21 protein-coding genes are annotated in these 25,249 nt (G+C 60.6%); 12 read left to right on the plus strand and 9 right to left on the minus strand.

Going from position 1 to position 25,249, the window contains the following annotated elements; translation table 11 throughout:
• The first annotated feature begins 29 nt into the window (after nt 1-29).
• Together LIY45_RS05260 and LIY45_RS05265 are read left to right on the plus strand one after the other, a co-directional pair.
• Complete coding sequence (locus LIY45_RS05260; protein ID WP_226475575.1) at nt 30-2,066, plus strand: ATP-binding protein; 2,037 nt, start codon at nt 30-32, stop codon at nt 2,064-2,066.
• A 2-nt stretch (nt 2,067-2,068) separates the two neighbouring features.
• Nucleotides 2,069-2,647, plus strand: coding sequence for a cob(I)yrinic acid a,c-diamide adenosyltransferase (locus tag LIY45_RS05265; RefSeq protein WP_008432363.1), 579 nt, complete (start codon nt 2,069-2,071; stop codon nt 2,645-2,647).
• Between the two features lie 148 nt (nt 2,648-2,795).
• On the opposite strand, the gene LIY45_RS05270 is transcribed toward LIY45_RS05265, so the two are convergent.
• From LIY45_RS05270 to secA, 3 genes are all read right to left on the minus strand, one after another.
• The gene (locus tag LIY45_RS05270) at nt 2,796-3,740 is read right to left on the minus strand and encodes a Nudix family hydrolase (RefSeq protein ID WP_226475576.1); all 945 of its coding nucleotides are present in this window, start codon (nt 3,738-3,740) and stop codon (nt 2,796-2,798) included.
• Between the two features lie 41 nt (nt 3,741-3,781).
• Nucleotides 3,782-4,999: a bifunctional glutamate N-acetyltransferase/amino-acid acetyltransferase ArgJ gene (gene argJ, locus LIY45_RS05275; RefSeq protein ID WP_226475577.1), complete on the minus strand. Its 1,218-nt coding sequence runs from the start codon at nt 4,997-4,999 to the stop codon at nt 3,782-3,784.
• Between the two features lie 121 nt (nt 5,000-5,120).
• The gene (gene secA / locus LIY45_RS05280) at nt 5,121-7,856 is read right to left on the minus strand and encodes a preprotein translocase subunit SecA (RefSeq protein ID WP_226475578.1); all 2,736 of its coding nucleotides are present in this window, start codon (nt 7,854-7,856) and stop codon (nt 5,121-5,123) included.
• A gap of 305 nt (nt 7,857-8,161) precedes the next feature.
• On the opposite strand from secA, the gene LIY45_RS05285 reads away from it, so the two are divergent.
• Complete coding sequence (locus LIY45_RS05285; RefSeq protein ID WP_226475579.1) at nt 8,162-8,617, plus strand: DciA family protein; 456 nt, start codon at nt 8,162-8,164, stop codon at nt 8,615-8,617.
• Nucleotides 8,618-8,656: 39 nt separating this feature from the next.
• Here the strand turns inward: LIY45_RS05285 and LIY45_RS05290 are convergent, their stop codons facing one another.
• Nucleotides 8,657-10,135, minus strand: a complete 1,479-nt coding sequence (locus tag LIY45_RS05290) for a helicase HerA-like domain-containing protein (RefSeq protein ID WP_226475725.1) — start codon at nt 10,133-10,135, stop codon at nt 8,657-8,659.
• Nucleotides 10,136-10,332: 197 nt separating this feature from the next.
• On the opposite strand from LIY45_RS05290, the gene LIY45_RS05295 reads away from it, so the two are divergent.
• Nucleotides 10,333-12,222, plus strand: a complete 1,890-nt coding sequence (locus tag LIY45_RS05295) for a methyl-accepting chemotaxis protein (RefSeq protein ID WP_226475580.1) — start codon at nt 10,333-10,335, stop codon at nt 12,220-12,222.
• 10 nt (nt 12,223-12,232) lie between these two features.
• Here LIY45_RS05295 and LIY45_RS05300 read toward each other — a convergent pair whose 3' ends face one another.
• Both LIY45_RS05300 and purU read right to left on the minus strand, forming a co-directional pair.
• Nucleotides 12,233-12,433 (minus strand): hypothetical protein, encoded by a 201-nt coding sequence (locus LIY45_RS05300; protein ID WP_017475659.1) that lies wholly within the window; start codon nt 12,431-12,433, stop codon nt 12,233-12,235.
• Between the two features lie 85 nt (nt 12,434-12,518).
• Nucleotides 12,519-13,367, minus strand: a complete 849-nt coding sequence (gene purU / locus LIY45_RS05305; protein ID WP_017475658.1) for a formyltetrahydrofolate deformylase — start codon at nt 13,365-13,367, stop codon at nt 12,519-12,521.
• 350 nt (nt 13,368-13,717) lie between these two features.
• On the opposite strand from purU, the gene mvaT reads away from it, so the two are divergent.
• Nucleotides 13,718-14,092, plus strand: a complete 375-nt coding sequence (gene mvaT / locus LIY45_RS05310; RefSeq protein WP_005790963.1) for a histone-like nucleoid-structuring protein MvaT — start codon at nt 13,718-13,720, stop codon at nt 14,090-14,092.
• Nucleotides 14,093-14,182: 90 nt separating this feature from the next.
• On the opposite strand, the gene sbcB is transcribed toward mvaT, so the two are convergent.
• Nucleotides 14,183-15,610, minus strand: coding sequence for an exodeoxyribonuclease I (sbcB, locus tag LIY45_RS05315; protein WP_226475581.1), 1,428 nt, complete (start codon nt 15,608-15,610; stop codon nt 14,183-14,185).
• 189 nt (nt 15,611-15,799) lie between these two features.
• Between sbcB and LIY45_RS05320 the strand changes: the two genes are divergently transcribed.
• Genes LIY45_RS05320 through LIY45_RS05345 form a run of 6 tightly spaced genes read left to right on the plus strand, consistent with a single transcriptional unit; the run spans nt 15,800 to nt 22,455 of the window.
• Entirely contained in the window at nt 15,800-16,492 is a 693-nt protein-coding gene (locus LIY45_RS05320; RefSeq protein ID WP_226475582.1) for an RDD family protein, read from the plus strand.
• A complete protein-coding gene (locus LIY45_RS05325) occupies nt 16,489-17,469 on the plus strand; it encodes a stage II sporulation protein M (RefSeq protein WP_226475583.1) in 981 nt (326 codons plus the stop codon). The genes LIY45_RS05320 and LIY45_RS05325 overlap by 4 nt, the downstream gene beginning before the upstream one ends.
• On the plus strand, nt 17,456-18,985 hold the full coding sequence (locus tag LIY45_RS05330; protein WP_226475584.1) for a DUF4129 domain-containing protein: 1,530 nt from the start codon (nt 17,456-17,458) through the stop codon (nt 18,983-18,985). The genes LIY45_RS05325 and LIY45_RS05330 overlap by 14 nt, the downstream gene beginning before the upstream one ends.
• A complete protein-coding gene (locus tag LIY45_RS05335; RefSeq protein ID WP_226475585.1) occupies nt 18,982-20,139 on the plus strand; it encodes a DUF4350 domain-containing protein in 1,158 nt (385 codons plus the stop codon). Before LIY45_RS05330 ends, LIY45_RS05335 begins: the two co-directional genes overlap by 4 nt.
• The gene (locus LIY45_RS05340) at nt 20,136-21,116 is read left to right on the plus strand and encodes a MoxR family ATPase (protein ID WP_017475652.1); all 981 of its coding nucleotides are present in this window, start codon (nt 20,136-20,138) and stop codon (nt 21,114-21,116) included. Before LIY45_RS05335 ends, LIY45_RS05340 begins: the two co-directional genes overlap by 4 nt.
• 7 nt (nt 21,117-21,123) lie before the next feature.
• Nucleotides 21,124-22,455: a DUF58 domain-containing protein gene (locus tag LIY45_RS05345; protein WP_226475586.1), complete on the plus strand. Its 1,332-nt coding sequence runs from the start codon at nt 21,124-21,126 to the stop codon at nt 22,453-22,455.
• Between the two features lie 17 nt (nt 22,456-22,472).
• On the opposite strand, the gene LIY45_RS05350 is transcribed toward LIY45_RS05345, so the two are convergent.
• Together LIY45_RS05350 and LIY45_RS05355 are read right to left on the minus strand one after the other, a co-directional pair.
• A complete protein-coding gene (locus tag LIY45_RS05350) occupies nt 22,473-22,832 on the minus strand; it encodes a PilZ domain-containing protein (RefSeq protein WP_026077752.1) in 360 nt (119 codons plus the stop codon).
• Between the two features lie 226 nt (nt 22,833-23,058).
• Complete coding sequence (locus tag LIY45_RS05355; RefSeq protein ID WP_177045979.1) at nt 23,059-23,433, minus strand: tetratricopeptide repeat protein; 375 nt, start codon at nt 23,431-23,433, stop codon at nt 23,059-23,061.
• Between the two features lie 175 nt (nt 23,434-23,608).
• Between LIY45_RS05355 and pyk the strand changes: the two genes are divergently transcribed.
• Nucleotides 23,609-25,060, plus strand: coding sequence for a pyruvate kinase (gene pyk / locus LIY45_RS05360; RefSeq protein WP_226475587.1), 1,452 nt, complete (start codon nt 23,609-23,611; stop codon nt 25,058-25,060).
• The last annotated feature ends 189 nt before the right edge of the window (nt 25,061-25,249 follow it).

Below are 25,249 nucleotides of genomic sequence, written 5' to 3' on the forward strand. Positions count from 1 at the left end.
CTGCTTGTTCCTTTGCAGCGAAAACCTTGATGCCACTGCGCCAGCGTCTCGAAAATCTACCGGTTGGGCAAAAACTGCTGGCGGCCCTGCTGGTCCTGTTGACCACCGTCTTGCTGGTGGCCAACCTGACCTTTATCAGCGCCGCCTACTGGATCTCCCAGGAAAGCATGGCGCCCCAGGCCTTGCAGGCCATCGGTCGACTGGTGTCGAACCCGTCGCTGGCGGCCCAGGCCCTGGACTCGCCGCTCAAGGCGCAAAACCTGCTGGATGAACTGACCAGCTATTCACCCTTGCGGGCCGCAGCCTTATATGACGGTGAGGGTACGCGCCTGGCCCAACTGCAACATGCCAATCGCCTGCACCTGCCAGCCAATTACAATGAGATCGAAATCTGGCGCGCCACCGAGTTTCGCAGCAATCAGGTGATCACCCTTCCCCGTGCCGGCCAACCGTCCGGGCATTTGCTGCTGGTGGCCAGCAGCGAACTGCCGGTGGCCTTTTACACCGGGACCTTTACCGCCAGCCTGGGCATCCTGATTTTCAGTGTGCTGCTGTGGCTGGTGATTGCCCGACAGATCAAGCGCCTGATTACCCGGCCGATCCATGAACTGGAAGAACTGTCGCGTCAGGTCACCCGGGAAGAGAACTACGCCTTGCGCGCCGGTCGCGGCAACCACGACGAAATCGGCAGCCTGGCCGAAGCCTTCAACACCATGCTTTCGCGCATTGAAGCCCGCGAGCAGCAACTCAAGCGCGCGCGGGATGATTCCCAGGCCGCCTACGATCAGGCCCAGGGCCTGGCGGAAGAAACCCGCCACACCAACCGCAAGCTGGAGCTGGAAGTCCAGGTGCGCAGCAAGATCGAGAAAAAACTCACCGGCTTCCAGAACTACCTCAACAGCATCATCGACTCGATGCCCTCGGCGCTGATCGCCCTGGATGAACAGCTCTATGTCACCCAGTGGAACCAGGAAGCCAGCGCGCTTTCCGGCACCCGTCTGGATGAGGCGTTGAACCAGCCGATCTTCCTTGCCTTCCAACCGCTCAAACCCTTTCTGCCGCAAATCAAGGCCACGGTGGAGCAACACACCGTGGAGCGGATCGAGCGAGTGACCTGGGTCAAGGATGACGAGCCCAAGCACTATGCCCTGACCTTCTACCCGCTGATGGGCGGCGCCGGGCGCGGCGTGGTGATCCGGATCGACGACATCACCCAGCGCCTGTCCCTGGAAGAGATGATGGTGCAGTCAGAGAAGATGCTCTCGGTCGGCGGCCTGGCCGCCGGCATGGCCCACGAAATCAACAACCCGCTGGGGGCGATCCTGCATAACGTGCAGAACATCCGCCGCCGCCTGTCCAACGAACTGCCGAAAAACCTTGAGCATGCCGAACAGGTGGGCATCGACCTGGACATGGTCAACCGCTACCTGCAAAGCCGCGAAGTGCCGCAATTGCTCGACGGCATCCAGCAGGCCGGCGCCCGGGCGGCAAAAATCGTCACCCACATGCTCAGCTTCAGCCGCCGCAGCAACCGCCAGATGGCGCCCTGCGACCTGCCGGCCTTGATCGACCAGGCCGTGGAAATTGCCGGCAACGACTTCGACCTCATCGTCGGTTTCGACTTCAAGGGCCAGGCGATCATCCGCCAGTTCGACCCACAACTGGGCCCGGTCCCCGGCACCGCCAACGAACTGGAGCAGGTACTGCTCAACCTGCTGAAAAACGCCGCACAGGCGATTCACCAGCGTGAAAATGACAGCGAGCCAGGGCGTATCATCCTGCGTACCCGGCTCAACCCGCCATGGGCGGAAATCCAGGTGGAAGATAACGGCATCGGCATGAGCGAGAGCGTGCGCAAACGTACGTTTGAGCCGTTCTTCACCACCAAGGAAATCGGCCAGGGCACCGGGCTTGGCCTGTCGGTTTCGTACTTCATCATCACCAACAATCACAAGGGCCAGATGGAAGTCCAATCGACCCTCGGCCAAGGCACCTGTTTCACCCTGCGATTACCTTTGGCGGGCAGCCAATTGCCCCCCAACGAACTCACTCAACTGGAGCGCTAACCATGGGCTTTCGCCTGTCGAAGATTTACACCCGTACCGGCGACAAGGGCGAAACCGGCCTGGGCGATGGTCGCCGCGTGCCCAAGGACCATCCACGGGTCGAGGCGATTGGCGAAGTCGATGCGCTGAACAGTCAGTTGGGTTTGTTGTTGGCGGGTCTTGAGGAACAGAGCGGGCAGCATCCGGCGTTGAAGGATGTGATCGAGGTGCTGACGCCTTGCCAGCATCGACTGTTTGACCTGGGCGGCGAGTTGGCGATGCCGGTGTACAAGGCGCTGAATGCGGCGGAAGTCGACCGGCTTGAAGCGGCGATCGATCGCTGGAATGAAGAAGTCGGGCCGCTGGAGAACTTCATTCTGCCGGGTGGTTCGGCGTTGATTGCCCAGGCTCATGTGTGCCGCAGCCTGGCTCGCAGTGCGGAGCGTCGGTGTCAGCACCTGAATGCAGAGGAACCGCTGGAAGGCGTCGGGTTGGCGTACATCAACCGGCTGTCGGACCTGCTCTTTGTGGCAGCCAGGGTGATTGCCAAGCGCCAGGGCGTTGCAGAGATCTTGTGGCAGGCGGCGGCAAAGCCGCACTGATGCTTACTGACCGATTGCAACCTGTGGCGAGGGAGCTTGCTCCCGCTGGAGTGCGCAGCGCTCCCAATATTTTGGGTCTGCTACGCAGCCCAGCGGGAGCAAGCTCCCTCGCCACAACAGCTCCCCTGGCCACTCGCCAAGGCTGTGCCTAAACCTCAGGCCAGAACGCCCGAATCCCCGCCACACCTTGAGCACCAGCCTCCCAGGCCTTTTCCCGCTCAGCAGGCCCCACCCCACCGAGCAAGAACACCGGCTTGCTGAACCCACTGATCAACTGCTGCGCCTGCTCCCAGCCCAACGGCTGGGCATCAGGATGAGTCTGGGTCGGCTGCACCGGCGACAAGGTGACGAAATCCACGTCCATCAACTCCGCCAAGGCTAATTCCTCAGCATTGTGGCAAGACGCCGCCAACCAGCGATCCTTCGGCAAAGGACGTCCCTTGCTGGCGTACTTGCGCAGTTGCGCCGAGGTCATATGCCAGCCGGCCGCGGGAAAATCCCCCAGCCATTCAAACGGCCCCTTGAGCATCAGTTGCGCCTTGCCCGCACACAGGCCCACGGCGTCCACCGCCAGGTCACGGTACTTGGGGTCGTAACCGTTGGGGGCACGCAGCTGAACCAGTTTGATGCCGCCCGCGATGGCCTTTTGAATGCCACGCAGCAGGGTCGGGGTTTCCAGCTCACCGGGAGTGATCAGGTATTCAGTCGGCAAACGCGCCGCCGCCACGATCGGCGCATTGGCCGCCGGAAACTCATAGTTCGGCAGGTCCCGTTGGGACACCCATTCAAGGGGTTGTCCTTCGGCACCGTGGGGCTCGCCAGTAAAGGCCGAGACCTCCCAGACATCCAGTAACACCTGTTTGTCCGGGTAATCATGCTGCACCTTGATCAGCGGGCGAGCCGCCGTCACCTGGATACCCAGCTCTTCCTGCAATTCACGGGACAGCGCAGTAGCGACCGATTCATCGGCCTCCACCTTGCCACCGGGAAACTCCCAGAGGCCGCCCTGATGCTGGGTATCGGCGCGGCGCGCCAGCAGAATCCTGCCGTCGACACCCCGGATGACCGCTGCTGCTACATGAACTCGTTTCACCGCACTATTTCCTCTGAATCGGTTTGAAGACCTGCCTGGTATCAGGTGCGGTATTCCGCGTTGATCTTCACGTACTCGTGGGACAGGTCGGTGGTCCAGATGGTTTCGCTGCACTCACCGCGACCCAGTTCGATACGGATGGTGATTTCTTCCCGCTGCATCACCGCAGAACCCTGGGCTTCGGTGTAGGTCTCGGCCCGGGCGCCACGGCTGGCGATGCACACCTCGCCAAGGAATACATCGATCTTGCTCACGTCCAGGTCCGGCACACCGGCACGGCCCACAGCGGCCAGGATACGGCCCCAGTTCGGGTCGGAGGCAAACAGTGCAGTCTTGATCAGCGGCGAGTGGGCCACGGTGTAGCCCACATCCAGGCATTCCTGGTGATTGCCGCCGCCGTTGACTTCAACCGTCACAAACTTGGTGGCGCCTTCACCGTCACGCACGATGGCCTGGGCCACGTCCATGCACACTTCGAACACGGCCTGCTTCAACGCTGCGAAATACGCGCCGTTGGACGAGGTGATTTCCGGCAGGTCGGCCTGGCCGGTGGCGATCAACATGCAGCAATCGTTGGTCGAGGTATCGCCGTCGATGGTGATGCGGTTGAACGACTTGTTGGCACCGTCGAGCATCAGGTTTTGCAGCACATCGCGGGAGACTTTGGCGTCGGTGGCGATGTAGCCGAGCATGGTCGCCATGTTCGGGCGGATCATGCCGGCGCCTTTGCTGATGCCGGTGACGGTCACGGTGACGCCTTCGTGCACAAACTGGCGGCTCGCGCCTTTGGGCAGGGTGTCAGTGGTCATGATGCCGGTGGCCGCAGCCGCCCAGTTATCCACCGACAAGTCATCCAGTGCGGCTTGCAACGCGCCTTCGATTTTCTCGACCGGCAACGGCTCACCGATCACGCCGGTGGAGTACGGCAGCACCTGGTTGGCATCAACGCCAGTCAGTTCTGCCAGCTTGGCGCAGGTACGGGCAGCAGCGGCCAGGCCAGGCTCGCCGGTGCCGGCGTTGGCATTGCCAGTGTTGGTCAGCAGGTAACGCACCGGGCCTTCAACCCGCTGCTTGGCCAAAATCACCGGAGCCGCGCAGAACGCGTTCAGGGTGAACACACCCGCGACGGTCGAGCCTTCGGCACAGCGCATCACCACCACATCCTTGCGCCCCGGGCGTTTGATGCCGGCCGAAGCAATACCGAGTTCAAAACCGGCAACCGGGTGCAACGTGGGCAAAGGACCAAGACCAACAGCCATGAATGCGCTCCTAAAAATAGTGGATGTGTGACCCGTCGCTCTCGACGGTGACAAAATGGCAAAACGCCGCGACGGCTGATGCCGGTCGCGGCGCGGGGTGTTGCAGCGTCAGGCGAAAATCTTAGTTGATTTCGCCGTGGCAGTGTTTGAACTTCTTGCCCGAACCGCACCAGCACAGTTCATTGCGACCCAGCTTCTGCTCATTGCGCACCGGAGCTTGAGCCAGGGCCACATCGACCTCTTCACCCAAGACTTCCGGCGCCTCAAGGCCAGGCGCTTCGTCGTGCTGGAACTGCATGCGCGCAGCCAGTGCCTCGGCTTCCTGACGCAGGCGGGCTTCTTCCTCGATCGGGTCTTCGCGACGCACCTGAACGTGGGACAGCACACGAATCGAATCGCGCTTGATCGAATCCAGCAGCTCGGAGAACAGCGTGAACGACTCGCGCTTGTACTCCTGCTTCGGGTTCTTCTGGGCGTAGCCACGCAGGTGGATGCCGTGACGCAGGTGGTCCATGGTCGACAGGTGGTCTTTCCACAGGTCGTCCAGCACGCGCAGTACGATTTGCTTCTCGAAGGTGCGCAGTGCTTCGGCACTCGCCTGCTCTTCTTTTTCGTTGTAAGCGGCCAGCAGCTCGGTCATGAGCTTCTCGCGCAGGGTTTCTTCGTACAGGTGGTCGTCTTCGTCGAGCCATTGCTGGACCGGCAAATCGACACCGAAGTCGCTCTTCAACGCGGCTTCCAGACCGGCAACATCCCACTGCTCAGGCAAGGACTGTGGCGGAATGTGTGCACTGACGGTGGCGTTGAGCACGTCCTGGCGGAAATCGGCAATGGTCTCGCCGATGTTGGTGGCGGCCAACAAACTGTTACGCATGTGATAAATCACTTTACGCTGTTCGTTGTTGACGTCATCGAACTCGAGCAGCTGCTTACGAATGTCGAAGTTACGGCCTTCTACCTTGCGCTGGGCCTTCTCGATGGCATTGGTCACCATGCGGTGCTCAATCGCTTCACCGGACTGCATGCCCAGGGCTTTCATGAAGTTCTTCACCCGATCCGAGGCGAAGATGCGCATCAGGCTGTCTTCCAGGGACAGGTAGAAACGGCTGGAGCCGGCGTCACCCTGACGACCGGCACGACCACGCAGCTGGTTGTCGATACGGCGCGATTCGTGACGCTCGGACGCGATCACCTGCAAGCCGCCGGACTCCAGCACTTGTTGGTGGCGCTTTTGCCAGTCGGCCTTGATCTGCGCGATCTGCTCAGGAGTCGGGTTGTCCAGGGAGGCGACTTCCACTTCCCAGTTACCGCCCAACAGGATGTCGGTACCACGACCGGCCATGTTGGTGGCGATGGTCAGTGCGCCCGGGCGACCGGCCTGGGCAATGATCTCGGCTTCTTTTTCGTGGAACTTGGCGTTGAGGACCTTGTGCTCGATGCCTTCCTTGGCCAGCAAGCTGGACATGTGCTCGGAAGTTTCGATGGTAGCGGTACCCACCAGCACCGGACGGCCCTGGGCCATGCATTCCTTGATGTCGGCGACGATTGCAGCGTATTTCTCTTCGGCGGTCAGGAACACCAGGTCGTTGAAGTCTTTACGCGCCAGTGGCTTGTTCGGCGGGATAACCATCACCGACAGACCGTAGATCTGGTGGAATTCGAACGCTTCGGTGTCGGCTGTACCGGTCATGCCGGACAGCTTGTTGTACAGACGGAAGTAGTTCTGGAAGGTGGTCGAGGCCAGGGTCTGGCTTTCAGCCTGGATGTTCAGGGCCTCCTTGGCTTCGATCGCCTGGTGCAGGCCTTCCGACAAACGGCGACCCGGCATGGTACGACCGGTGTGTTCGTCGACCAGTACGACCTGGCCGTCCTGCACGATGTATTCAACGTTGCGATGGAACAGCTTGTGAGCGCGCAGGCCGGCATACACGTGGGTCAACAGGCCCAGGTTGTGCGCCGAGTACAGGCTCTCGCCTTCGGCCAGCAGGCCGATCTGGGTGAGCATGTCTTCGACGAACTGGTGACCGGCTTCGTTGAGCTCGACCTGGCGGGTCTTTTCGTCGATGGTGAAGTGACCTTCTTTGGTCACCACGCCTTCCACTTCCTCGATATGTTGCTCAAGGCGCGGGATCAGCTTGTTGATTTCGGTATACAGGCGCGAGCTGTCCTCGGCCTGACCGGAGATGATCAGCGGGGTACGGGCTTCGTCGATCAGGATGGAGTCGACTTCGTCGATCACGGCAAAATTGAGTTCGCGCTGGAATTTTTCTTCCATGCTGAACGCCATGTTGTCGCGCAGGTAGTCGAAACCGAATTCGTTGTTGGTACCGTAGGTGATGTCGGCAGCGTAGGCGGCGCGCTTCTCTTCCGGCGGCTGGAACGGCGTGACAACGCCGACCGTCAGGCCGAGGAATTCATACAGCGGACGCATCCAGTTGGCGTCCCGGCGAGCCAGGTAGTCGTTCACTGTCACAACGTGCACGCCCTTGCCGGACAGCGCGTTGAGGTAAACGCCCAGGGTTGCCACCAGGGTCTTGCCTTCACCGGTACGCATTTCGGCAATCATGCCTTCATGCAAGGTCATGCCGCCGATCAACTGAACGTCGAAGTGGCGCATGCCCATGACACGCTTACCGGCTTCGCGGGCGACCGCAAAGGCTTCGGGAAGCAGCTTGTCGAGGGTTTCACCTTTGGCTATGCGGGCCTTGAACTCTTCGGTCTTGGCGCGCAATTGCTCGTCCGAAAGGGCAACCATCTGCTCTTCGAAGGCATTGACCAGCTGCACCGTCTTGAGCATGCGTTTGACTTCGCGCTCATTCTTGCTTCCAAAAAGTTTCTTTAACAAAGGCGCAAACATATCGGCAGGTTCTTCCACACATAGGGATGGAGGGCGCCCCGTGAGTCGCCCGAGCAGCCCTCATGGCCGCATGCGAACGAGCATTCTACCCGGAAACGTGGGTGAGGAAAGTGGCGTTATTCCACGATGCTGGCACGGCGCTCTTAGAGGGCTTGTTTAAAATAAGGGCTTTTTGCTGAACTTCAACCCATTCAGGCAATAAGTTACTCATTGATTTAATGGATAAACTGCCGGTAATGCAATGGCCGCAGCGGTGCAGACGCTTTCTGCTACCATGGCAGCTCTGTTACTTAAGGTGTCTAGTCATGGCATTTCGCCCTCTTACGGCTCGAGCTCCCGCCGTGTTGCTTCGCGAAGCCAAGCCTTTAAAAGCCATCTTCGGCCATGCGCAACGCCTTGGTCATCTGCAACGCCTGGTAGAAAGCCAACTGCAACCCGCCGCCCGCGAACACTGCCATGTGGCTTCGTGGCGTGAAGGCAATCTGCTGCTGATCGTCACCGACGGCCATTGGGCGACGCGCCTGCGCTATCAGCAAAAACGTTTGCAGCGCCAATTAATGGCTTTCGATGAATTCGCCAGCCTGACGCGCATTCAGTTCAAGGTACAACCGCCGACCGTGCAGCAAGGTGCGGCGGGGCACACAATGGATCTGTCGGAGGTTGCGGCCGAAACCATTCAGGCCACGGCAGACGGAATTACCGACCCGAATTTGCGCGCAGCACTGGAGCGGCTGGCCGCTCACGCCAAGCCCAAAACCTGAGACCCGGCGCAGAACCCGCTCCCACATTTGATCGCATCGTTATTTACGTTTGCTGCCACCCAACAACGACCCCAGTAACCCGCGCACCAATTGCCGGCCCATCTGATTGGCCGCCTGTTGCATCGCCGATTTCAGTGCCTTGCCTGCCGTAGTCCCCAGGAACGCACCGGCCTTGTCGGTGAAGCTCGGTTCTTCAGCGGCGGGCGTCGCCTCCTGTTGCGGCCCCAGGTCCTTGCGCGCCATTAACACTTCGTACGCCGACTCCCGGTCAATCGGTTTGTCATAGCGCCCCAGCAACGGCGAAGCGGCAATCAACGCCGCCCGCTCGGCTTCGCTCAATGGCCCGATCCGCGATTGCGGCGGCGCCACCAGCACGCGTTGGACTACCTCGGGCGTCCCCTTTTCCTGCAAGGTTCCCACCAGCGCCTCACCCGTACCCAATTCGGTCAGCACCGCCAGCGCATCAAACGCCGGGTTGGGACGGAAGCCATCGGCCACGGCTCGCAGGGATTTCTGCTCTTTGGTAGTGAACGCCCGCAGGCCGTGCTGGATGCGCAAGCCCAGTTGCGCCAGTACCGTGTCCGGCAGGTCTCCCGGAGACTGGGTGACGAAATACACACCGACCCCTTTCGAACGAATCAGCCGCACCACTTGTTCCAGGCGATCCTGCAGGGCTTTTGGCGTATCGGCGAACAACAGATGCGCCTCATCGAAAAACAGCGCCAGCAACGGCTTGTCGGCATCGCCGCGCTCCGGTAGTTGCTCAAACAGTTCGGCCAGCAGCCAGAGCAGGAAGGTCGCGTACACCTTCGGTGCCTCATGCACCAGCCGGCTGGCGTCCAACAGGTGAATACGACCGCGCCCGTCACTGGCGGGCTGCAGGATATCTTCCAGTTGCAACGCCGGCTCGCCGAACAACGCTTCGGCCCCCTGCTGCTCCAGCACCGCCAGGCGCCGTAACAGCGCCTGGCTGGAACCCGTGGTCATCAAGGCCGCGTCTTCCCCCAGCAATTCCGGGTGGTAGCGCAAATGGTTCAGCAGCGCCTTGAGGTCCTTCAGATCCAGCAGCAACAGGCCTTCGCGGTCGGCCACCTTAAAGGCCGCATAAAGCGCTGATTGTTGGCTGTCGGTGAGCTCCAACAGGCTGCCGAGCAACAGCGGGCCCATTTCACTCATGGTGGTACGCAGCGGATGACCGGACTGGCCGTGGATATCCCACAACGTCACCGGATAAGCCTTGGGCGCGTAATTAAGGAAAGGCATGCCGGCAATCCGCTCGGCGACCTTGCCTTGAGGGTTGGCCGCAGCGCCCAGGCCACACAGGTCGCCCTTGATGTCGGCGGCAAATACCGCGACGCCGGCATCGCTGAAGGCTTCCGCCAGGCGCTGCAACGTGACGGTCTTGCCGGTACCGGTGGCACCCGCGATCAGGCCGTGGCGGTTGGCCAGGCGCATCGACTGGGCGATCGGCTGACCTTGAAGATCTGCACCAATAATGAGTTGCGTGGAGTCAGGCATTTTGTCACCCATGGTTAATCTTTAGCACGCCGTGGTCGATACAGTTGAAGCGAGAGACCCAGAAAGTCTTAGAAAAAACGGGCCGGATAATTCCTGCAGGAGCAGATGGAAATATCACACTTTTTTTGACGCAGCCATTTTGCGCGCCCCAAAAGGACGTGCATCGGATATTAAGACCATAGCGGACCCCACAAGCCATGAATAAAAATCTGCGTTTCAGCCATAAAATCCTGCTTGCCGCCGCTCTTATCGTCATTGCCGCCTTTGCGTTGTTCACCCTCTACAACGACTACTTGCAGCGTAATGCGATTCGCGACGATCTGAACAATTACCTGCATGAAATGGGTGATGTCACCGCCAGCAATATCCAGACCTGGCTCGCCGGGCGCATTGTGTTGATCGAAAGCGCCGCGCAGAACATCGCCATCAACCCGGATTCAATTAACGTCGCCAACCTGCTGGAACAGAAAGCCCTGACGTCTTCGTTCATGGCCACCTACCTGGGCGACAGCAAAGGCGGTTTCGTGATCCGCCCCGACACCAAGATGCCCGACGGCTTCGACCCGCGTGTACGCCCCTGGTACAAGGGCGCACAGGGCAGCAACGGCTCCACCCTGACCGAACCCTACATTGACGCGGCTACCGGCCAGTTAATCATCTCCATTGCCACCCCCAGCAGCAAAGCCGGGCAGAGTGTTGGCGTGGTGGGCGGCGACCTGAGCCTGCAAACCCTGGTGGACAACATCGGTGCCCTGAACTTCGGCGGCATGGGGTATGCCTTCCTGGTCAGCGCCGACGGCAAAGTGCTGGTGCACCCGGACAAAAGCCTGGTGATGAAAGCCCTGGCTGACGTCTATCCAAAAAACACCCCGAAGATCAGCAGCGATTTCAGTGAAGTCGAAGTCGACGGCAAAACCCGCATCGTCACCTTTACCCCGATCAAGGGCCTCCCCTCGGTGAACTGGTACCTCGGCCTGTCGGTGGATAAAGATAAATCCTTCGCCATGCTCAGTGAGTTCCGCACCTCGGCGATCATTGCCACGATCATTGCGGTGGTGATCATCATCGCCCTGCTGGGCATGCTGATCCGCATCCTCCTGCAGCCATTGCACGTCATGACCCGAGCCATGGAAGACATCGCCGACGGCGAAGGTGACCTGACCCGCCGCCTGACCATCCAGAACCACGACGAATTCGGCGTGCTCGGTACCGCGTTCAATCGCTTCGTGGAGCGGATTCACACCTCGATTCGCGAAGTGTCCTCGGCCACCGAGCACGTCAATGAAGTGGCCCTGCGGGTGGTCAGCGCCTCCAACTCCTCGATGGTTAATTCCGACGAGCAGGCCAACCGCACCAACAGCGTCGCCGCCGCCATCAACGAACTGGGGGCCGCCGCCCAGGAAATCGCCCGCAACGCCGCACAGGCCTCCAACCAGGCCAGCGATGCCCGACAACTGGCCGAAGACGGGCAGCAGGTGGTGGAGCGCAATATCAAGGCGATGAACCAGTTGTCGCAGATGATCAGCGCCTCCAGCACCAATATCGAAGCGCTTAACAGCAAGACGGTGAACATCGGGCAGATCCTGGAAGTGATCACCAGCATTTCCCAGCAAACCAACCTGTTGGCCCTCAACGCGGCGATTGAAGCCGCACGGGCCGGGGAAGCCGGTCGCGGGTTCGCGGTAGTGGCCGATGAAGTGCGCAACCTGGCACACCGCACCCAGGAATCGGCGCAGCAAGTGCAGAAGATGATCGAGGAACTGCAAGTGGGCGCGCGGGATTCGGTCAGCACCATGAGCGAAAGCCAGCGTCACAGTCAGGACAGCGTGGAAATCGCCAACCTGGCGGGCGAGCGCCTGAACAGCGTGACCCAGCGCATCGGCGAGATTGACGGGATGAACCAGTCGGTGGCCACCGCTACCGAGGAACAGACCTCGGTGGTGGAGTCGATCAACATGGACATCACCGAGATCAACACCCTCAATCAGGAAGGTGTGGAGAACCTGCAATCGACGTTGCGCGCCTGTTCCGACCTGGAACAGCAGGCAGCGCGCTTGAAACAACTGGTGGGCAGTTTCCGGATCTGATGCAACGGCGTCAGTGGCGGCCTTGTGCAGGGGCTGACGCCTTTTCTTCCGGCGATTCGGACGTGTCCTGCAGTTGTTCCCACAACTCGGCGGCGCCTGGAAACTCGGTGCCGTCTTCACTGCTCAAGTCATCCGGGTCATATCGACTCAAACAACCCTCTCCCAGCGTCGCAGGGGCTTTGGACGTGGCTTTATCAAGTGGATCGCTCATTCTCCAATCCTCTCCCGTGGCCCAAAAAAAGGGCCTGTAGCGATTTAACGCCCAGGCCCCTCATTCTTCAATCAGAACACGTCGATCAGAACACGACCGTCTTGTTGCCGTGCACCAGCACCCGGTCTTCCAGGTGATAGCGCAGGCCGCGGGCCAGCACCATCTTCTCGACGTCACGGCCAAAACGGACCATGTCTTCGATGCTGTCGCTATGGCTGACACGCACAACGTCCTGTTCGATGATCGGACCTGCGTCCAACTCTTCGGTGACGTAGTGGCACGTAGCGCCGATCAGCTTTACACCGCGCAGGGACGCTTGATGATACGGCTTGGCGCCCACAAACGACGGCAGGAAACTGTGGTGAATGTTGATCACCTTGCCGGCGTACTCACTGCACAGTTCCGGCGGCAGGATCTGCATGTAGCGCGCCAGCACCACGACGTCTGCGTCGTGGTGCTTGACCAGGCGCGAGACCTCGGCGAAAGCCGGCTCCTTGTCCTGCGGGTTGACCGGGACATGGTAGTAAGGGATGCCGTGCCACTCGACCATGCTGCGCAGGTCGTCATGGTTGGAAATCACGCAGGAAATTTCACAGTCCAGCTCGTCGCTGTGCCAGCGGTGCAGCAAGTCTGCCAGGCAGTGGGACTCACGGCTGGCCATCAGGACCACGCGCTTTTTCTGTTCCGTGTCGGTGATGCGCCAGGTCATCGAGAACTCTTCAGCGATCGGCGCAAATGCCTCGCGAAATGCCTCTAGACCAAAGGGCAGCGTATCGGCACGAATTTCGTGACGCATGAAGAACCAGCCGCTGAGATTGTCCGAGTGATGGCTCGCTTCGGTGATCCAGCCGTTATGGGAAGCCAGAAAGTTACTGACCTTGGCAACGATGCCAACCCGGTCCGGGCAAGCAATCACCAGCCGAAAAGTGCGCATTAGGGGGAAACTCCAGAACTTCACAAAGGCCGCCATTCTAGCGATTGCGCACAAAAACTGCAGTATTCCTCTACGCTTATTCTGATCACGCGAGCCCGCCCTGCCCCTTAATAACGTAAGGTTTTACCCATTATATGTGTGCTATCCCATGGACTCAGCCAGTAAGCCAGGACTTAACGAGAGTATCTTTAGGCCTTGACCCTTACTAATTAACTCAATTCCACCCTTTTGCCACAAACAACCAAAGTAAATTACATAAATGCGGCCTTAAATGTTTACTTGAGCAAACTGTCTGACTATTATTGGGCCACTATCCCCTTTCACCCAGCGCCCTACATAAGGTAGTCACCATGTCCCTGATCAACGAATACCGTGCCACCGAAGAAGCTATCAAAGAGCTGCAAGCCCGTTTGAAGAATCTGTCCCAAGACGACAAACTGCAAACCGAACTGGAATTCGAAGGCAAATTGCGCACCCTGATGGGCGAATACTCCAAATCCCTGCGTGACATCATCGCGCTGCTGGATCCAGAGTCGAAAGTTAAGGCTCCACGTGGTGCCGTAAAAACTACCGGCACCAAGCGTGCACGTAAGGTTAAACAATACAAAAACCCGCATAACGGCGAAGTGATTGAAACCAAAGGTGGCAACCACAAGACGCTGAAAGAGTGGAAAGCCAAGTGGGGCGGCGACGTGGTTGAAGGCTGGGCTACCCTGCTGGGCTAAGCCTCACCAGGACGCCGCGTGATACGCAACGCAATAAAAAACGCCAGCTAGCTGGCGTTTTTTATTGTCCGTATTTTACCGGCGTACCGATTACAGGCTCATTCGTGCGGCTAAAGAGTCAACATACTCCTGCCACTCATCAAGCACCTGCTGCTGAAACGGTGTAGCACTAACAGCCAACTCAAGACGTGCCTGTTTAAAAGCTTCAAGGGTGTTTGGCGCCCCCCATTGAGGGTCTGACAAACGTTGCTGACAGAAAACTCTCCAGCGTTGTTGCTCCTCACTATCCAAGGTGTCAGGGAAGTTACGCGCGCGATAGCGAAATAATAATTCAGGTAAACGCTCATCATCGAAAGGCCATTGCTGGCGCGCTAGTTGCGCAGGCTCGGCGACTCTCACTTGCTCACATAAACGTCGATCACGATCCCCGATAAAACCATCGTATAGCTGCTGCTCGGGATCAGCGCTTGGCGCAAAATCTTCCTCGGCATAAACCAGCGCTAATTTATCGCGCCATAGTTCCTGTGCGTCGCTTAGCCGCAGGGCCCGCGCCTCACACTCATCCATATCCAGTTGCAGACGCTCGCGGTCTTGTGACCGAAGCACACTCAACGGTGCGACTACCGGGCAGCGATTGATGTGCAACAATTTGAGCGGTACCGGCAACTCACCTTCGGCAAGGTCATCACGACGGGTATATAAGCGCCGGCGCAAGGTATCGGCATCCTCGTCCAACAGCCCTTGGGGATCGAGCCCAAGGTCACAGACGATCAACGCATTGCGATTGCGCGGATGCCAGGCCAGCGGCAACACCACGCCCAGGTAATGACGCTCGGCAGAAAAGCGACCGGAAATGTGCACCATCGGCTGCAACAAACGAATCTGGTCCATCACCCGTTGCTTGCTGCGCAGTTGAAACAGCCAGTCATAGAGCTTGGGTTGCTTCTCGCGGATCAACCGCGCCAGGGCGATGGTGGCGCGCACATCGGACAAGGCGTCGTGGGCCTGGCCGTGGTCGATGCCGTTGGCGGCCGTCAACCGCTCAAGCTTGAGGGTGACGCGCCCGTCCTGTTCCGGCCAGACGATCCCGTCCGGGCGCAGGGCGTAGGCGGTGCGAACTACGTCGATCAGGTCCCAGCGGCTGTTACCGCCCTGCCACTCTCGGGCATAGGGATCAAAAAAGTTGCGGTACAGACTGTAGCGCGTCATCTCGTCGTCAAAACGCAAGGTGTTGTAGCCCGCCCCGCAGGTGCCCGGGGCGGCCAGTTCGGCGTGTACCCGGGTCATGAAGTCGGCTTCGGCCAGGCCTTTTTCCGCCAGCACCCCGGGCGTGATGCCGGTAATCGCGCACGCCGCCGGGTGCGGCAGGATATCGTCGCTGGGCTGGCAATAAAGATTGACCGGCGCCCCGACTTCGTTGAGTTCAAGGTCAGTGCGAATGCCGGCTACCTGCAGTGGGCGGTCGGTACGCGGGTTGATGCCGGTGGTTTCATAGTCGTACCAGAAAATGGTGGTCACGGGCTATTCCTGTGCTGAAGACCGGCAAAGTCTAGGCGCTTGACGGCACCGGGGGCCAGCGCTGTGTTCACTGTACAAACATTCAGTAAATCGTTGAGTGGTTGCTTCCACCGTCGACACTGCTAGCATCCGTCTTTCCAACCCCGCCGCTGCCGCCCAGGCGCCAGCGCCGCACTGCCAAGGACCGCGATGCCATCAGCGCCACTGGATACCCGCTACCAGATCGAGACCCCGGAGGGCATCGACCTGCCCCTGCGCCCGGCCGGCCCGCTGGTCCGCTCGCTAGCATTTGCGTTCGACCTGGGGTTGCGCGGCCTGATTCTCGGCATCCTGTTCATCGCCCTGGCGTTTCTCGGAAACCTGGGCATCGGCCTGGGCTCGCTGCTGCTGTTCCTCGTCAGTTGGTGGTACATGGTGCTGTTCGAAGTGCTCAACCAGGGCTGCTCACCCGGCAAGCAGATCATGGGCTTGCGGGTGGTGCAGGACGACGGTACGCCCATCGGCTGGTCCGCCTCGCTGATCCGCAACCTGCTGCGCTTTGTCGACATGTTGCCGTTCGGCTACTTCCTCGGCGCCATCAGTTGCCTGCAACACCCCAACTTCAAACGCCTGGGTGACCTGGCGGCCGGGACCCTGGTGATCTATCGCGAACAACCACTTTCCCGTCCGCAAGTGCCGCAAGCCCCGGCGCTGCGTCTGCCGTTCGCCCTGGAGCTGAACGAACAACGGGCGATTCTCAGCTTCGCCGAACGCCAGGGCGAACTGTCCGCCGAACGAGTCAACGAACTGGCCGCGATCCTGGCCACTCCCCTGCAGGTCTCCCCTGCCCGCGCCGTCGCGGAACTGAACGGCGTGGCTCGTGGATTGTTGGGGCCAGCATGAAGCAGAGTCTTTTCGAAAGCCGCCACCAGGCACAATGGCAAGCCTTTGCCACGCAACTGACACAGCTTGAAAAGGGCAAAGCCAAGCGCGCTGACTTCACCGACTTCCCTCATCAGTACCGGCAGTTGTGCCAGCATCTGGCGCTGGCCCAGGAACGTGGCTACAGCAGTTATCTGGTTGATCCATTGCAGCAGCTTGCCTTGCGCGGCCATCAACAGCTGTATCGGCATCGCAGCCAGTTGAGCGCAAATGTACTGAGCTTCCTGCTGGCCGACTTCCCCAGGCTGGTTCGCGCGCAATGGCCATTCGTGTTGGTCGCCAGCCTGCTGTTCTTTGGCAGCCTGATGGGCATCGCGTTGCTGGTGTACCTGTACCCAGACCTGATCTACAGCATCGTCAGCCCCCAACAAGTGGCTGAGATGCAAAGCATGTACGACCCGGATGCCAGCCGCCTGGGCCGGGCAGCCGAACGTGCCTCCAGCGAAGACTGGATGATGTTTGGCTACTACGTGATGCACAACATCGGCATCGCGTTCCAGACCTTTGCCGCCGGGCTGTTGTTCGGCCTGGGCAGCGTGTTTTTCCTGTTCTTCAATGGCCTGATCATTGGTGCCGTTGCCGGGCACCTGACACAAATCGGCTACGGCCAGACCTTCTGGTCATTCGTGATTGGCCACGGCGCCTTCGAACTCAGTGCCATCGCCCTGGCTGGCGCGGCCGGCCTGCAACTGGGGTGGTCCTTGATTGCGCCGGGGCAACTGACGAGAGGTGAATCCCTGCGACTGGCCGCGCGTAAAAGCGTGCAAATGATTTGCGGTGTGATGGTGTTCCTGCTGATCGCCGCGTTTATCGAGGCGTACTGGTCTTCCACCACGGCGGTGGCGCCGTGGATCAAGTACCTGGTGGGCGCCGCCCTCTGGTTGCTGATGGCCGCCTACCTGCTGTTTGCCGGACGGAACCGCCATGCGCCTGAGTGATGCCAGCGTCGTGATCCGCCCGCGTACCTCGTGGGAAGCCATGGACCTCGGCATCCTGCTGGCCCGCGAACATCGGCTGCTGCTGATGAGCAGTTGGGCCCTCGTGAGTTTACCGATCTTCGCGTTGCTCAGCGTGCTGCTGTGGAATCATCCCTCCACCGCGCTGTTACTGTTCTGGTGGTTGAAACCGGCATTCGACCGCCTGCCACTGTATATCCTGTCCAAGGCCCTGTTCGGCGAAACACCCAGCCTGAAACAAGCCCTGCGTCACTCGCCACGCCTGCTCAAGGGCCAACTGCTGGCCAGCCTGACCTGGCGACGTTTCAGCCTGAGCCGCAGCTTCGTGATGCCGGTGGTCCAGCTCGAAGGCCTGAAAGGCCAGGCGCGCCAACAACGTCTTGGTGTACTGCAACAACGCAACGCCGGCGCTGCGCGCTGGCTGACCCTGATCGGGGTACACCTGGAAATCGCCCTGTGGTTCGGGTTGATGGCCGTGTTCTATTTTTTCCTGCCCCAGGAGGTCGAGCGGGATTGGGACTGGCAACAGCTGGTGCTCACCGCAGGGCACGACTGGCTCTGGCTGGAACACCTGACCAACGCCTTCTATGCGCTGATCCTGGTGTTCTGGGAGCCTATCTATGTCGCCTGCGGTTTCAGCCTGTACCTGAACCGCCGTACCCTGCTGGAAGCCTGGGACCTGGAACTGGTATTCCGCCGGCTGCGCCAGCGCCTGAGCGGCGTGGCGCCGGTACTGCTGCTGGTGATCGGGCTGATGCTGGTTCCGGCGCCCCCATCGGCATGGGCCGATGAACCGGCGCCCCCAAAGCCCCTGAGTACACAATCGGCCAGTCAGTCGATCAAGGCGCTGCTGGAGCAGCCACCGTTCAAAAACGCCGAGACCGTCACCCGCTACCGCTTCGGCGAAGAAAAAGCGGCGGACAAAAACAAACCGAAAGGTGAAGGCAAGTTGCCAGCCTGGCTGGAAGCATTGCTGAAAAACCTCAACAGCGATTCGTTCAAGCACATCGCGAAGGGCCTTGAAGTGCTGCTCTGGGGATTGCTGGTGGGTGGCCTGGCACTGGTGATCTGGCGCTATCGCGACTGGCTGCATGCCTTTGTCAGCCGTCGCAGCCCCCGCAAGCCCAAGGCTGCCAAGCCCGCCCCCTCGCAGTTGTTCGGCCTCGAACTGGGGGCAGATACCCTGCCCGAAGACATCGCCAGCACCGCCGAACAGCTCTGGGCAACGCAGCCCCGGGAAGCCCTCGGCTTACTTTACCGTGGGTTGCTCAGCCGCCTGCTGCACGACTTCAACCTGCCGCTGAAAAGCGCCGACACGGAAGGCCAGGTCCTTGAGCGCATCCGCCAACTGCAACAACCGCAGTTGCTGGCGTTCAGCGACGAACTGACCCGCTACTGGCAAAACCTTGCCTACGGCCACCGCCTGCCGCCTGCCTTGGCGCAACAACAGCTATGCAGCCGTTGGCGAGCGCTGTTCGGCCCGGGAGCTGCGCAATGAACCGGCCATTGCTGTGGGTCGGACTGCTCGTGGCGTGCCTGCTCGCAGCAGGCGGTTTTTATGCCTGGCACAAGGCGATCCCATATCAGGAGGTGGTCGACCGCGGCCCTTCGCCCGAAGCCCTCGCCAACCCTTACCTGGCGGCGGAACACTTTCTGCGCCAGCAAGGCCTGGAGGTGGAACACGCCAACAGCCTGGAACGGCTGGCCAGTCTTTCGCCCAAAGGCAACAGCCTGCTGTTGCTGGGCGAGCGCAGTAGCATGAGCCCGCCGCAGGTCGAGCAATTGCTGCAATGGACCCGGGCTGGCGGCCACCTGCTGCTGGTCGCCGAAGCGCTGTGGGATGAGGACAGCGGCAAAAGTGGTGACCTGCTGCTGGACCGCGTGCAGATACACCAATCCTTCAGCGAAGCGTTCGACGCGCCAGCACCGGCGCGTAAAAAGAGAACGCCGGACCTGACCAAACTCTACGTGGACAACGAAACGGCCCCGGCCTATTTCAGCTTCGACACCGACTTCAATCTCACCGACCCCAGGCACCTGGCGCAATTCTCGGCCAACAGTGCCAAGTCGACGCACCTGATGCAGGTCAACCTCGGGCAAGGCCGTGTGACGGTGGTCACCGACAGCGACCTGTGGAAAAGCCCGGCCATTGGCCAATACGATAACGCCTGGCTGCTCTGGTACCTGAGCCAGGGGACGCAGGTCACGCTGCTGTTCAACACGGATGTCGAGGATCTGTTCAGCCTGTTGCTGCGCTATTTCCCCCAGGCCCTGGTGGCACTCACCGCATTGATCGCCCTCGGGTTATGGCACGCCAGCCTGCGCCAGGGCCCGATCCGGCAACCCGCCCCCAAGGCACGCCGGCAATTGCAGGAACATCTGAAAGCCAGTGCCGACTTCCTGCTGCGCCGCAGCGGCCAAAACAGCTTGTTGCACGCCTTGCAGCGCGACATCCAACGCACTGCAAGGCGCCGTCACCCCGGGTTCGAACACCTCGACACCGCCGAACAATCACGGGTGCTTGAACGCCTGACCCGCCAACCCTCCCTCGTCATCAGCCAGGCCCTCGGCCCACTCCCGGCAAAACGGCTCTCCAGTGCCGATTTCAGCCGCCAGGTGGCTAGCCTGCAAACCCTCAGGAATGCCCTATGAGCGAATTTCCAGCCGCAGACCCGATTCAGCGCGCCAGCCAACTGGCCCAGGCCTTGCGCGTCGAACTGCGCAAGGCGGTCATCGGCCAGGAGCAGGTGATCGATGACGTGCTCACGGCGTTGATCGCCGGTGGCCACGTACTGCTTGAAGGTGTTCCTGGCCTGGGCAAAACCTTGCTGGTACGAGCCCTGGCGCGCTGTTTTGGTGGAGAGTTCGCACGTATCCAGTTCACACCGGATTTGATGCCCAGCGACGTGACCGGCCATGCCGTGTACGACCTGCATACCGAGCAGTTCAAGCTGCGCAAGGGGCCGTTGTTTACCAACCTGCTGTTGGCTGACGAGATCAACCGTGCCCCGGCGAAAACCCAGGCGGCGTTGCTGGAAGCCATGCAGGAACGCCAGGTAACCCTTGAAGGCGAGGCGCTGCCCATCGGCCAACCGTTCATGGTACTGGCCACCCAGAACCCCATCGAGCAGGAAGGCACTTACCCGTTGCCCGAGGCCGAACTGGATCGCTTCATGCTCAAGGTGCGCATGGACTACCCCGAGGCGCAGCAGGAACTGGACATGGTGCGCGAAGTCACCCGTTCATCCCGGGCCGACATGCTCGACGTGCAACCCCTGCGAACGGTGCTGCACGCCGAAGATGTGTTGCAGTTGCAACAGATCGCCAGTGAACTGGCGCTGGATGAACAAGTACTCGACTACGCCGTGCGCCTGGCCCGAACCACCCGCAGTTGGCCGGGCCTGACCATCGGCGCGGGCCCGCGGGCCTCCATCGCCCTGGTGCGCGGCGCCCGGGCCCGGGCCTTGCTGCGTGGGGGCGAGTTCGTTACCCCGGACGACATCAAGGGCTGCGCCCTGGCAGTGCTGCGCCATCGGGTGCGCATTGCCCCGGAGCTGGATATCGACGGGCTGGAAGTCGACCAGGTGCTCAAGCAACTGCTGGACCAAGTCCCGGCGCCACGGCAATGACACGCCCATGAGACCGACCCGCCTGCTATTGATCTGGCTCGGTGTGCTGCTGGGCCTGAGTGTCCTGCTCGGCGCACTGGGGGCGCTGCAGATCAAGGTGCCAGACACCCTGCACGCCGTGACGTGGGGCCTGCTGCTGGCCCTGTTGTTACTGGCCCTGCTGGATGCCGGCCGTTTGCGCCGCCGGCCATCCCCGCGCGTGCGACGGCAGATGCCCGGGAGCCTGGCGCTGGGTCGCTGGGGTGAGGTGCGGGTGACGCTGGACCACGACTATCCCCAGCCAATGGTGGTCCAGGTATTCGATCATGTACCGGACGGTTTGACGGTGGAGAACCTGCCACAATCCATCGAACTGCGGCCCGCAGAGCAGAGTGAATTGGGTTACCGGTTGAAACCCCAAAGGCGCGGGCATTTCAGTTTTACCTGGTGCGAAGTCCACCTTCCCAGCCCTCTGGGGTTGTGGTCGGCACGGCGGTTGATAGACGTCACCGATGCCACCCGGGTCTACCCGGACTTCGCGCGCCTGTATGGCGCGCAGCTGCTGGCGGTGGACAACTGGCTCAACCAGCTTGGCGTACGTCAGCGCCAACGGCGCGGGCTGGGCCTGGAATTTCATCAACTGCGCGAGTTTCGCGAGGGCGACAGCCTGCGCCAGATCGACTGGAAAGCCACCGCACGGCAACGCACGCCCATTGCCCGGGAGTACCAGGACGAGCGCGACCAGCAGATCATGTTCATGCTCGACTGTGGCCGGCGCATGCGCAGCCAGGACGCCGAACTGTCGCACTTCGACCATGCCCTCAATGCTTGCCTGCTGCTCAGCTATGTCGCCCTGCGCCAGGGTGATGCCGTGGGGCTCTGCACCTTTGCCTGCGACCAGCCGCGCTACCTGGCGCCGGTCAAGGGCAGCGGCCAGCTCAACCTGCTGCTGAATGCGGTGTATGACCTGGACACTTCCCGGCGTACGGCCGATTACCAGGCCGCCGCCAGCCAGCTGCTGGCCCGGCAGAAACGCCGCTCGTTGGTGATCGTCGTGACCAATTTGCGCGATGAGGATGATGAAGAACTGTTGAGCGCTGTTAAACGCCTCAGTCGCCAGCACCGTGTCCTGGTTGCCAGCCTGCGGGAAGAGGTCCTTGACCAGTTACGCCAGGCCCCCGTGCAAACCCTGCCCGAAGCCTTGGCCTATTGCGGGAATGTCGACTATCTCAACACCCGGGACGAACTCCATGACCGCTTGAACGCCCACGGCCTGTCGCTGCTGGACACACTGCCTTCAGAACTGGGAGCCGCCCTGGTGACCCGTTACCTGGGCTGGAAAAAAGCCGGCGTGCTATGAATGTTGGCGCACGGCGCCTAGGCAGAGGCCTGCAAGGGATCAAAGCTGAAGTAACTCAACAGTGCGTTGATCACCTCTCCATATTCGGCGGGCGCCTGGGACACACTGAACCCGGAGTCGTAATGCCTGGGGTTTATGTCCTCATGGCACCACAGGCAGGTCGCCGTGAGGTCCACCGCCTGTACCTGGCCCTCAGGCCCCGGGATCTTCAAGCGCAGCTCGAACTCCACGTCGACCATCATGGGCAATTGGCTGATCAACATCAGCCCCTGCGCGGAGACATTGCCCAAATAGCCAATGGGCTTGTCCGTCAGGCGATTGAACACTTGAAGAAAGCAAGGTAACTGATGCCGCTCGATCCGTCGGGAAGTAAACATGATGAGGTCGCCATCCAATGGCCATGTTTGTGGCCGCTCCAGTGATTCGAAACGAGCCCAAAGGCCCGCTCTCCCCGGATATCGGTGCGACAATCGCAAACGCGTTGCCACTTCTACAACTGCCAAATCCGGGTATTCCATCCGTTTGAATAGAAACTTATACAAACTGACCTTCAAAGATTAGCCCAAGACTGGCAACGAGCCAGCTATGGCCTGACAAATATCATCACAACGACGCGGGACGCGGCTGGGCGGTGCTCGCACCGGGGTAATGCCCCAGTTGCTGCAGGGTGTCCAGGCGAGCACGGGCACGGAAAGCGTATTCGCTCGCCGGGTACTGGCTGATGATGAACTGATAGGTTTGCGCCGCATCGACGAACAGTTTCTCGCGCTCCAGGCACTGCCCGCGCAGCATCGAGACTTCCGGCTGCACATAGCGCCGGGAACGGCTCTCACGGTCGACCTGGGACAACTCAAGGGTGACCCGCTGGCAATCGCCGACGCCATAGGCGCGGTACGCGTTGTTCAAATGATGGTCCATCGACCAACGGGTGCAGCCGACAACACTGACGGCCAGGGCAGCAATGATCACGATTCGCATGGGGGTTCTCCTGTCTTGTGCAGTGTATCGACCCTTCATCGAAAATCTTCAAGGTTGTTCATCTGTTCATACAGAGTGAAAACAAGCGAATCATCGATAAGTAGTGCAAACGAACAATGACTACAACCAAAGAGCATAGTAGCCTTCCTCAGCGCTTGAACTCAGGAGTCCGTGCATGTCCGTCCGTCGTACCAAAATCGTCGCCACCCTTGGCCCGGCCAGTAACTCGCCGGAAGTCCTCGAACAGCTGATTCTGGCTGGCCTGGACGTTGCCCGTCTGAACTTCTCCCACGGCACCCCGGACGAGCACAAGGCTCGCGCCAAGCTGGTGCGTGACCTGGCCGCCAAGCATGGCCGCTTCGTTGCATTGCTGGGTGACCTGCAAGGCCCGAAAATCCGTATCGCCAAATTCACCAACAAGCGGATCGAGCTGAAGATCGGTGACCCGTTCACTTTCTCCACCAGCCATCCCCTGACCGAAGGCAACCAGCAAGTCGTGGGTATCGACTACCCGGACCTGGTGAAAGACTGCGGCGTCGGCGACGAACTGCTGCTGGACGACGGCCGTGTGGTAATGCGCGTCGACACCGCCACCCCGACCGAACTGAATTGCACCGTGATCATCGGCGGCCCGCTGTCGGACCACAAAGGCATCAACCGTCGCGGCGGTGGCCTGACTGCCCCGGCCCTGACTGAAAAAGACAAGGCCGACATCAAGCTCGCCGCCGAAATGGAAGTGGACTACCTCGCGGTATCCTTCCCGCGCGACGCCGCCGACATGGAATACGCCCGTAAACTGCGCGACGAAGCCGGCGGTACTGCCTGGCTGGTGGCGAAGATCGAACGCGCCGAAGCCGTGGCCGATGACGAAACCCTCGACGGCCTGATCAAGGCGTCCGACGCCGTGATGGTTGCCCGTGGCGACCTCGGCGTGGAAATCGGTGACGCCGAGCTGATCGGTATCCAGAAGAAAATCATCCTGCACGCACGTCGCCACAATAAAGCGGTGATCGTTGCGACCCAGATGATGGAGTCGATGATCCAGAACCCGATGCCAACCCGTGCCGAAGTGTCCGACGTGGCCAACGCCGTGCTCGATTACACCGACGCCGTGATGCTCTCGGCTGAAAGTGCGGCTGGCCCGTACCCGCTGGAAGCCGTGCAGGCCATGGCACGCATCTGCGTCGGCGCTGAAAAGCACCCGACCAGCAAGACCTCCAGCCACCGTATCGGCAAGGTCTTCGAAAGCTGCGACCAGAGCATCGCGCTCGCCGCCATGTACACCGCCAACCACTTCCCGGGCGTGAAAGCGATCATCGCCTTGACCGAAAGTGGCTACACGCCGTTGATCATGTCGCGCATCCGTTCTTCGATCCCGATCTACGCATTCTCCCCGCACCGCGAAACCCAGGCCCGCGCGGCCATGTTCCGTGGCGTCTACACCGTACCGTTCGACCCGGCATCGCTGCCGCCTGAGCAAGTCAGCCAGGCCGCGATCGACGAGTTGCTCAAGCGCGGCGTAGTAGAGAAAGGCGACTGGGTCATCCTGACCAAGGGCGACAGCTACCACACCATCGGCGGCACCAACGGCATGAAGATCCTGCACGTTGGCGACCCAATGGTCTGAGTGACACGCTGAAAAACAAAAGCCCCGCCCTGTGAATGGCGGGGCTTTTTGCATTTCAGATTGGCTTGTGTATTGGCTTTACTGGCCTCTTCGCGAGCAAGCCCGCTCCCACATTTAACCGCGTACATTCTGAAGAAATGCGGTCGAATGTGGGAGCGGGCTTGCTCGCGAAGACGTCCGAACAGTCAA

This window comes from Pseudomonas sp. MWU16-30323 (genome assembly GCF_020515595.1).
Classification (GTDB): domain Bacteria; phylum Pseudomonadota; class Gammaproteobacteria; order Pseudomonadales; family Pseudomonadaceae; genus Aquipseudomonas; species Aquipseudomonas yamanorum.

Coding starts and splice junctions, on each gene's coding strand:
- LIY45_RS05260 (WP_226475575.1), top strand. CDS start 30: ATGCCACTGCGCCAGCGTCTCGAAAATCTACCGGTTGGGCAAAAACTG.
- LIY45_RS05265 (WP_008432363.1), top strand. CDS start 2,069: ATGGGCTTTCGCCTGTCGAAGATTTACACCCGTACCGGCGACAAGGGC.
- argJ (WP_226475577.1), bottom strand. CDS start 4,999: ATGGCTGTTGGTCTTGGTCCTTTGCCCACGTTGCACCCGGTTGCCGGT.
- secA (WP_226475578.1), bottom strand. CDS start 7,856: ATGTTTGCGCCTTTGTTAAAGAAACTTTTTGGAAGCAAGAATGAGCGC.
- LIY45_RS05285 (WP_226475579.1), top strand. CDS start 8,162: ATGGCATTTCGCCCTCTTACGGCTCGAGCTCCCGCCGTGTTGCTTCGC.
- LIY45_RS05290 (WP_226475725.1), bottom strand. CDS start 10,135: ATGCCTGACTCCACGCAACTCATTATTGGTGCAGATCTTCAAGGTCAG.
- LIY45_RS05295 (WP_226475580.1), top strand. CDS start 10,333: ATGAATAAAAATCTGCGTTTCAGCCATAAAATCCTGCTTGCCGCCGCT.
- LIY45_RS05300 (WP_017475659.1), bottom strand. CDS start 12,433: ATGAGCGATCCACTTGATAAAGCCACGTCCAAAGCCCCTGCGACGCTG.
- purU (WP_017475658.1), bottom strand. CDS start 13,367: ATGCGCACTTTTCGGCTGGTGATTGCTTGCCCGGACCGGGTTGGCATC.
- mvaT (WP_005790963.1), top strand. CDS start 13,718: ATGTCCCTGATCAACGAATACCGTGCCACCGAAGAAGCTATCAAAGAG.
- LIY45_RS05320 (WP_226475582.1), top strand. CDS start 15,800: ATGCCATCAGCGCCACTGGATACCCGCTACCAGATCGAGACCCCGGAG.
- LIY45_RS05325 (WP_226475583.1), top strand. CDS start 16,489: ATGAAGCAGAGTCTTTTCGAAAGCCGCCACCAGGCACAATGGCAAGCC.
- LIY45_RS05330 (WP_226475584.1), top strand. CDS start 17,456: ATGCGCCTGAGTGATGCCAGCGTCGTGATCCGCCCGCGTACCTCGTGG.
- LIY45_RS05335 (WP_226475585.1), top strand. CDS start 18,982: ATGAACCGGCCATTGCTGTGGGTCGGACTGCTCGTGGCGTGCCTGCTC.
- LIY45_RS05340 (WP_017475652.1), top strand. CDS start 20,136: ATGAGCGAATTTCCAGCCGCAGACCCGATTCAGCGCGCCAGCCAACTG.
- LIY45_RS05345 (WP_226475586.1), top strand. CDS start 21,124: ATGAGACCGACCCGCCTGCTATTGATCTGGCTCGGTGTGCTGCTGGGC.
- LIY45_RS05350 (WP_026077752.1), bottom strand. CDS start 22,832: ATGTTTACTTCCCGACGGATCGAGCGGCATCAGTTACCTTGCTTTCTT.
- LIY45_RS05355 (WP_177045979.1), bottom strand. CDS start 23,433: ATGCGAATCGTGATCATTGCTGCCCTGGCCGTCAGTGTTGTCGGCTGC.
- pyk (WP_226475587.1), top strand. CDS start 23,609: ATGTCCGTCCGTCGTACCAAAATCGTCGCCACCCTTGGCCCGGCCAGT.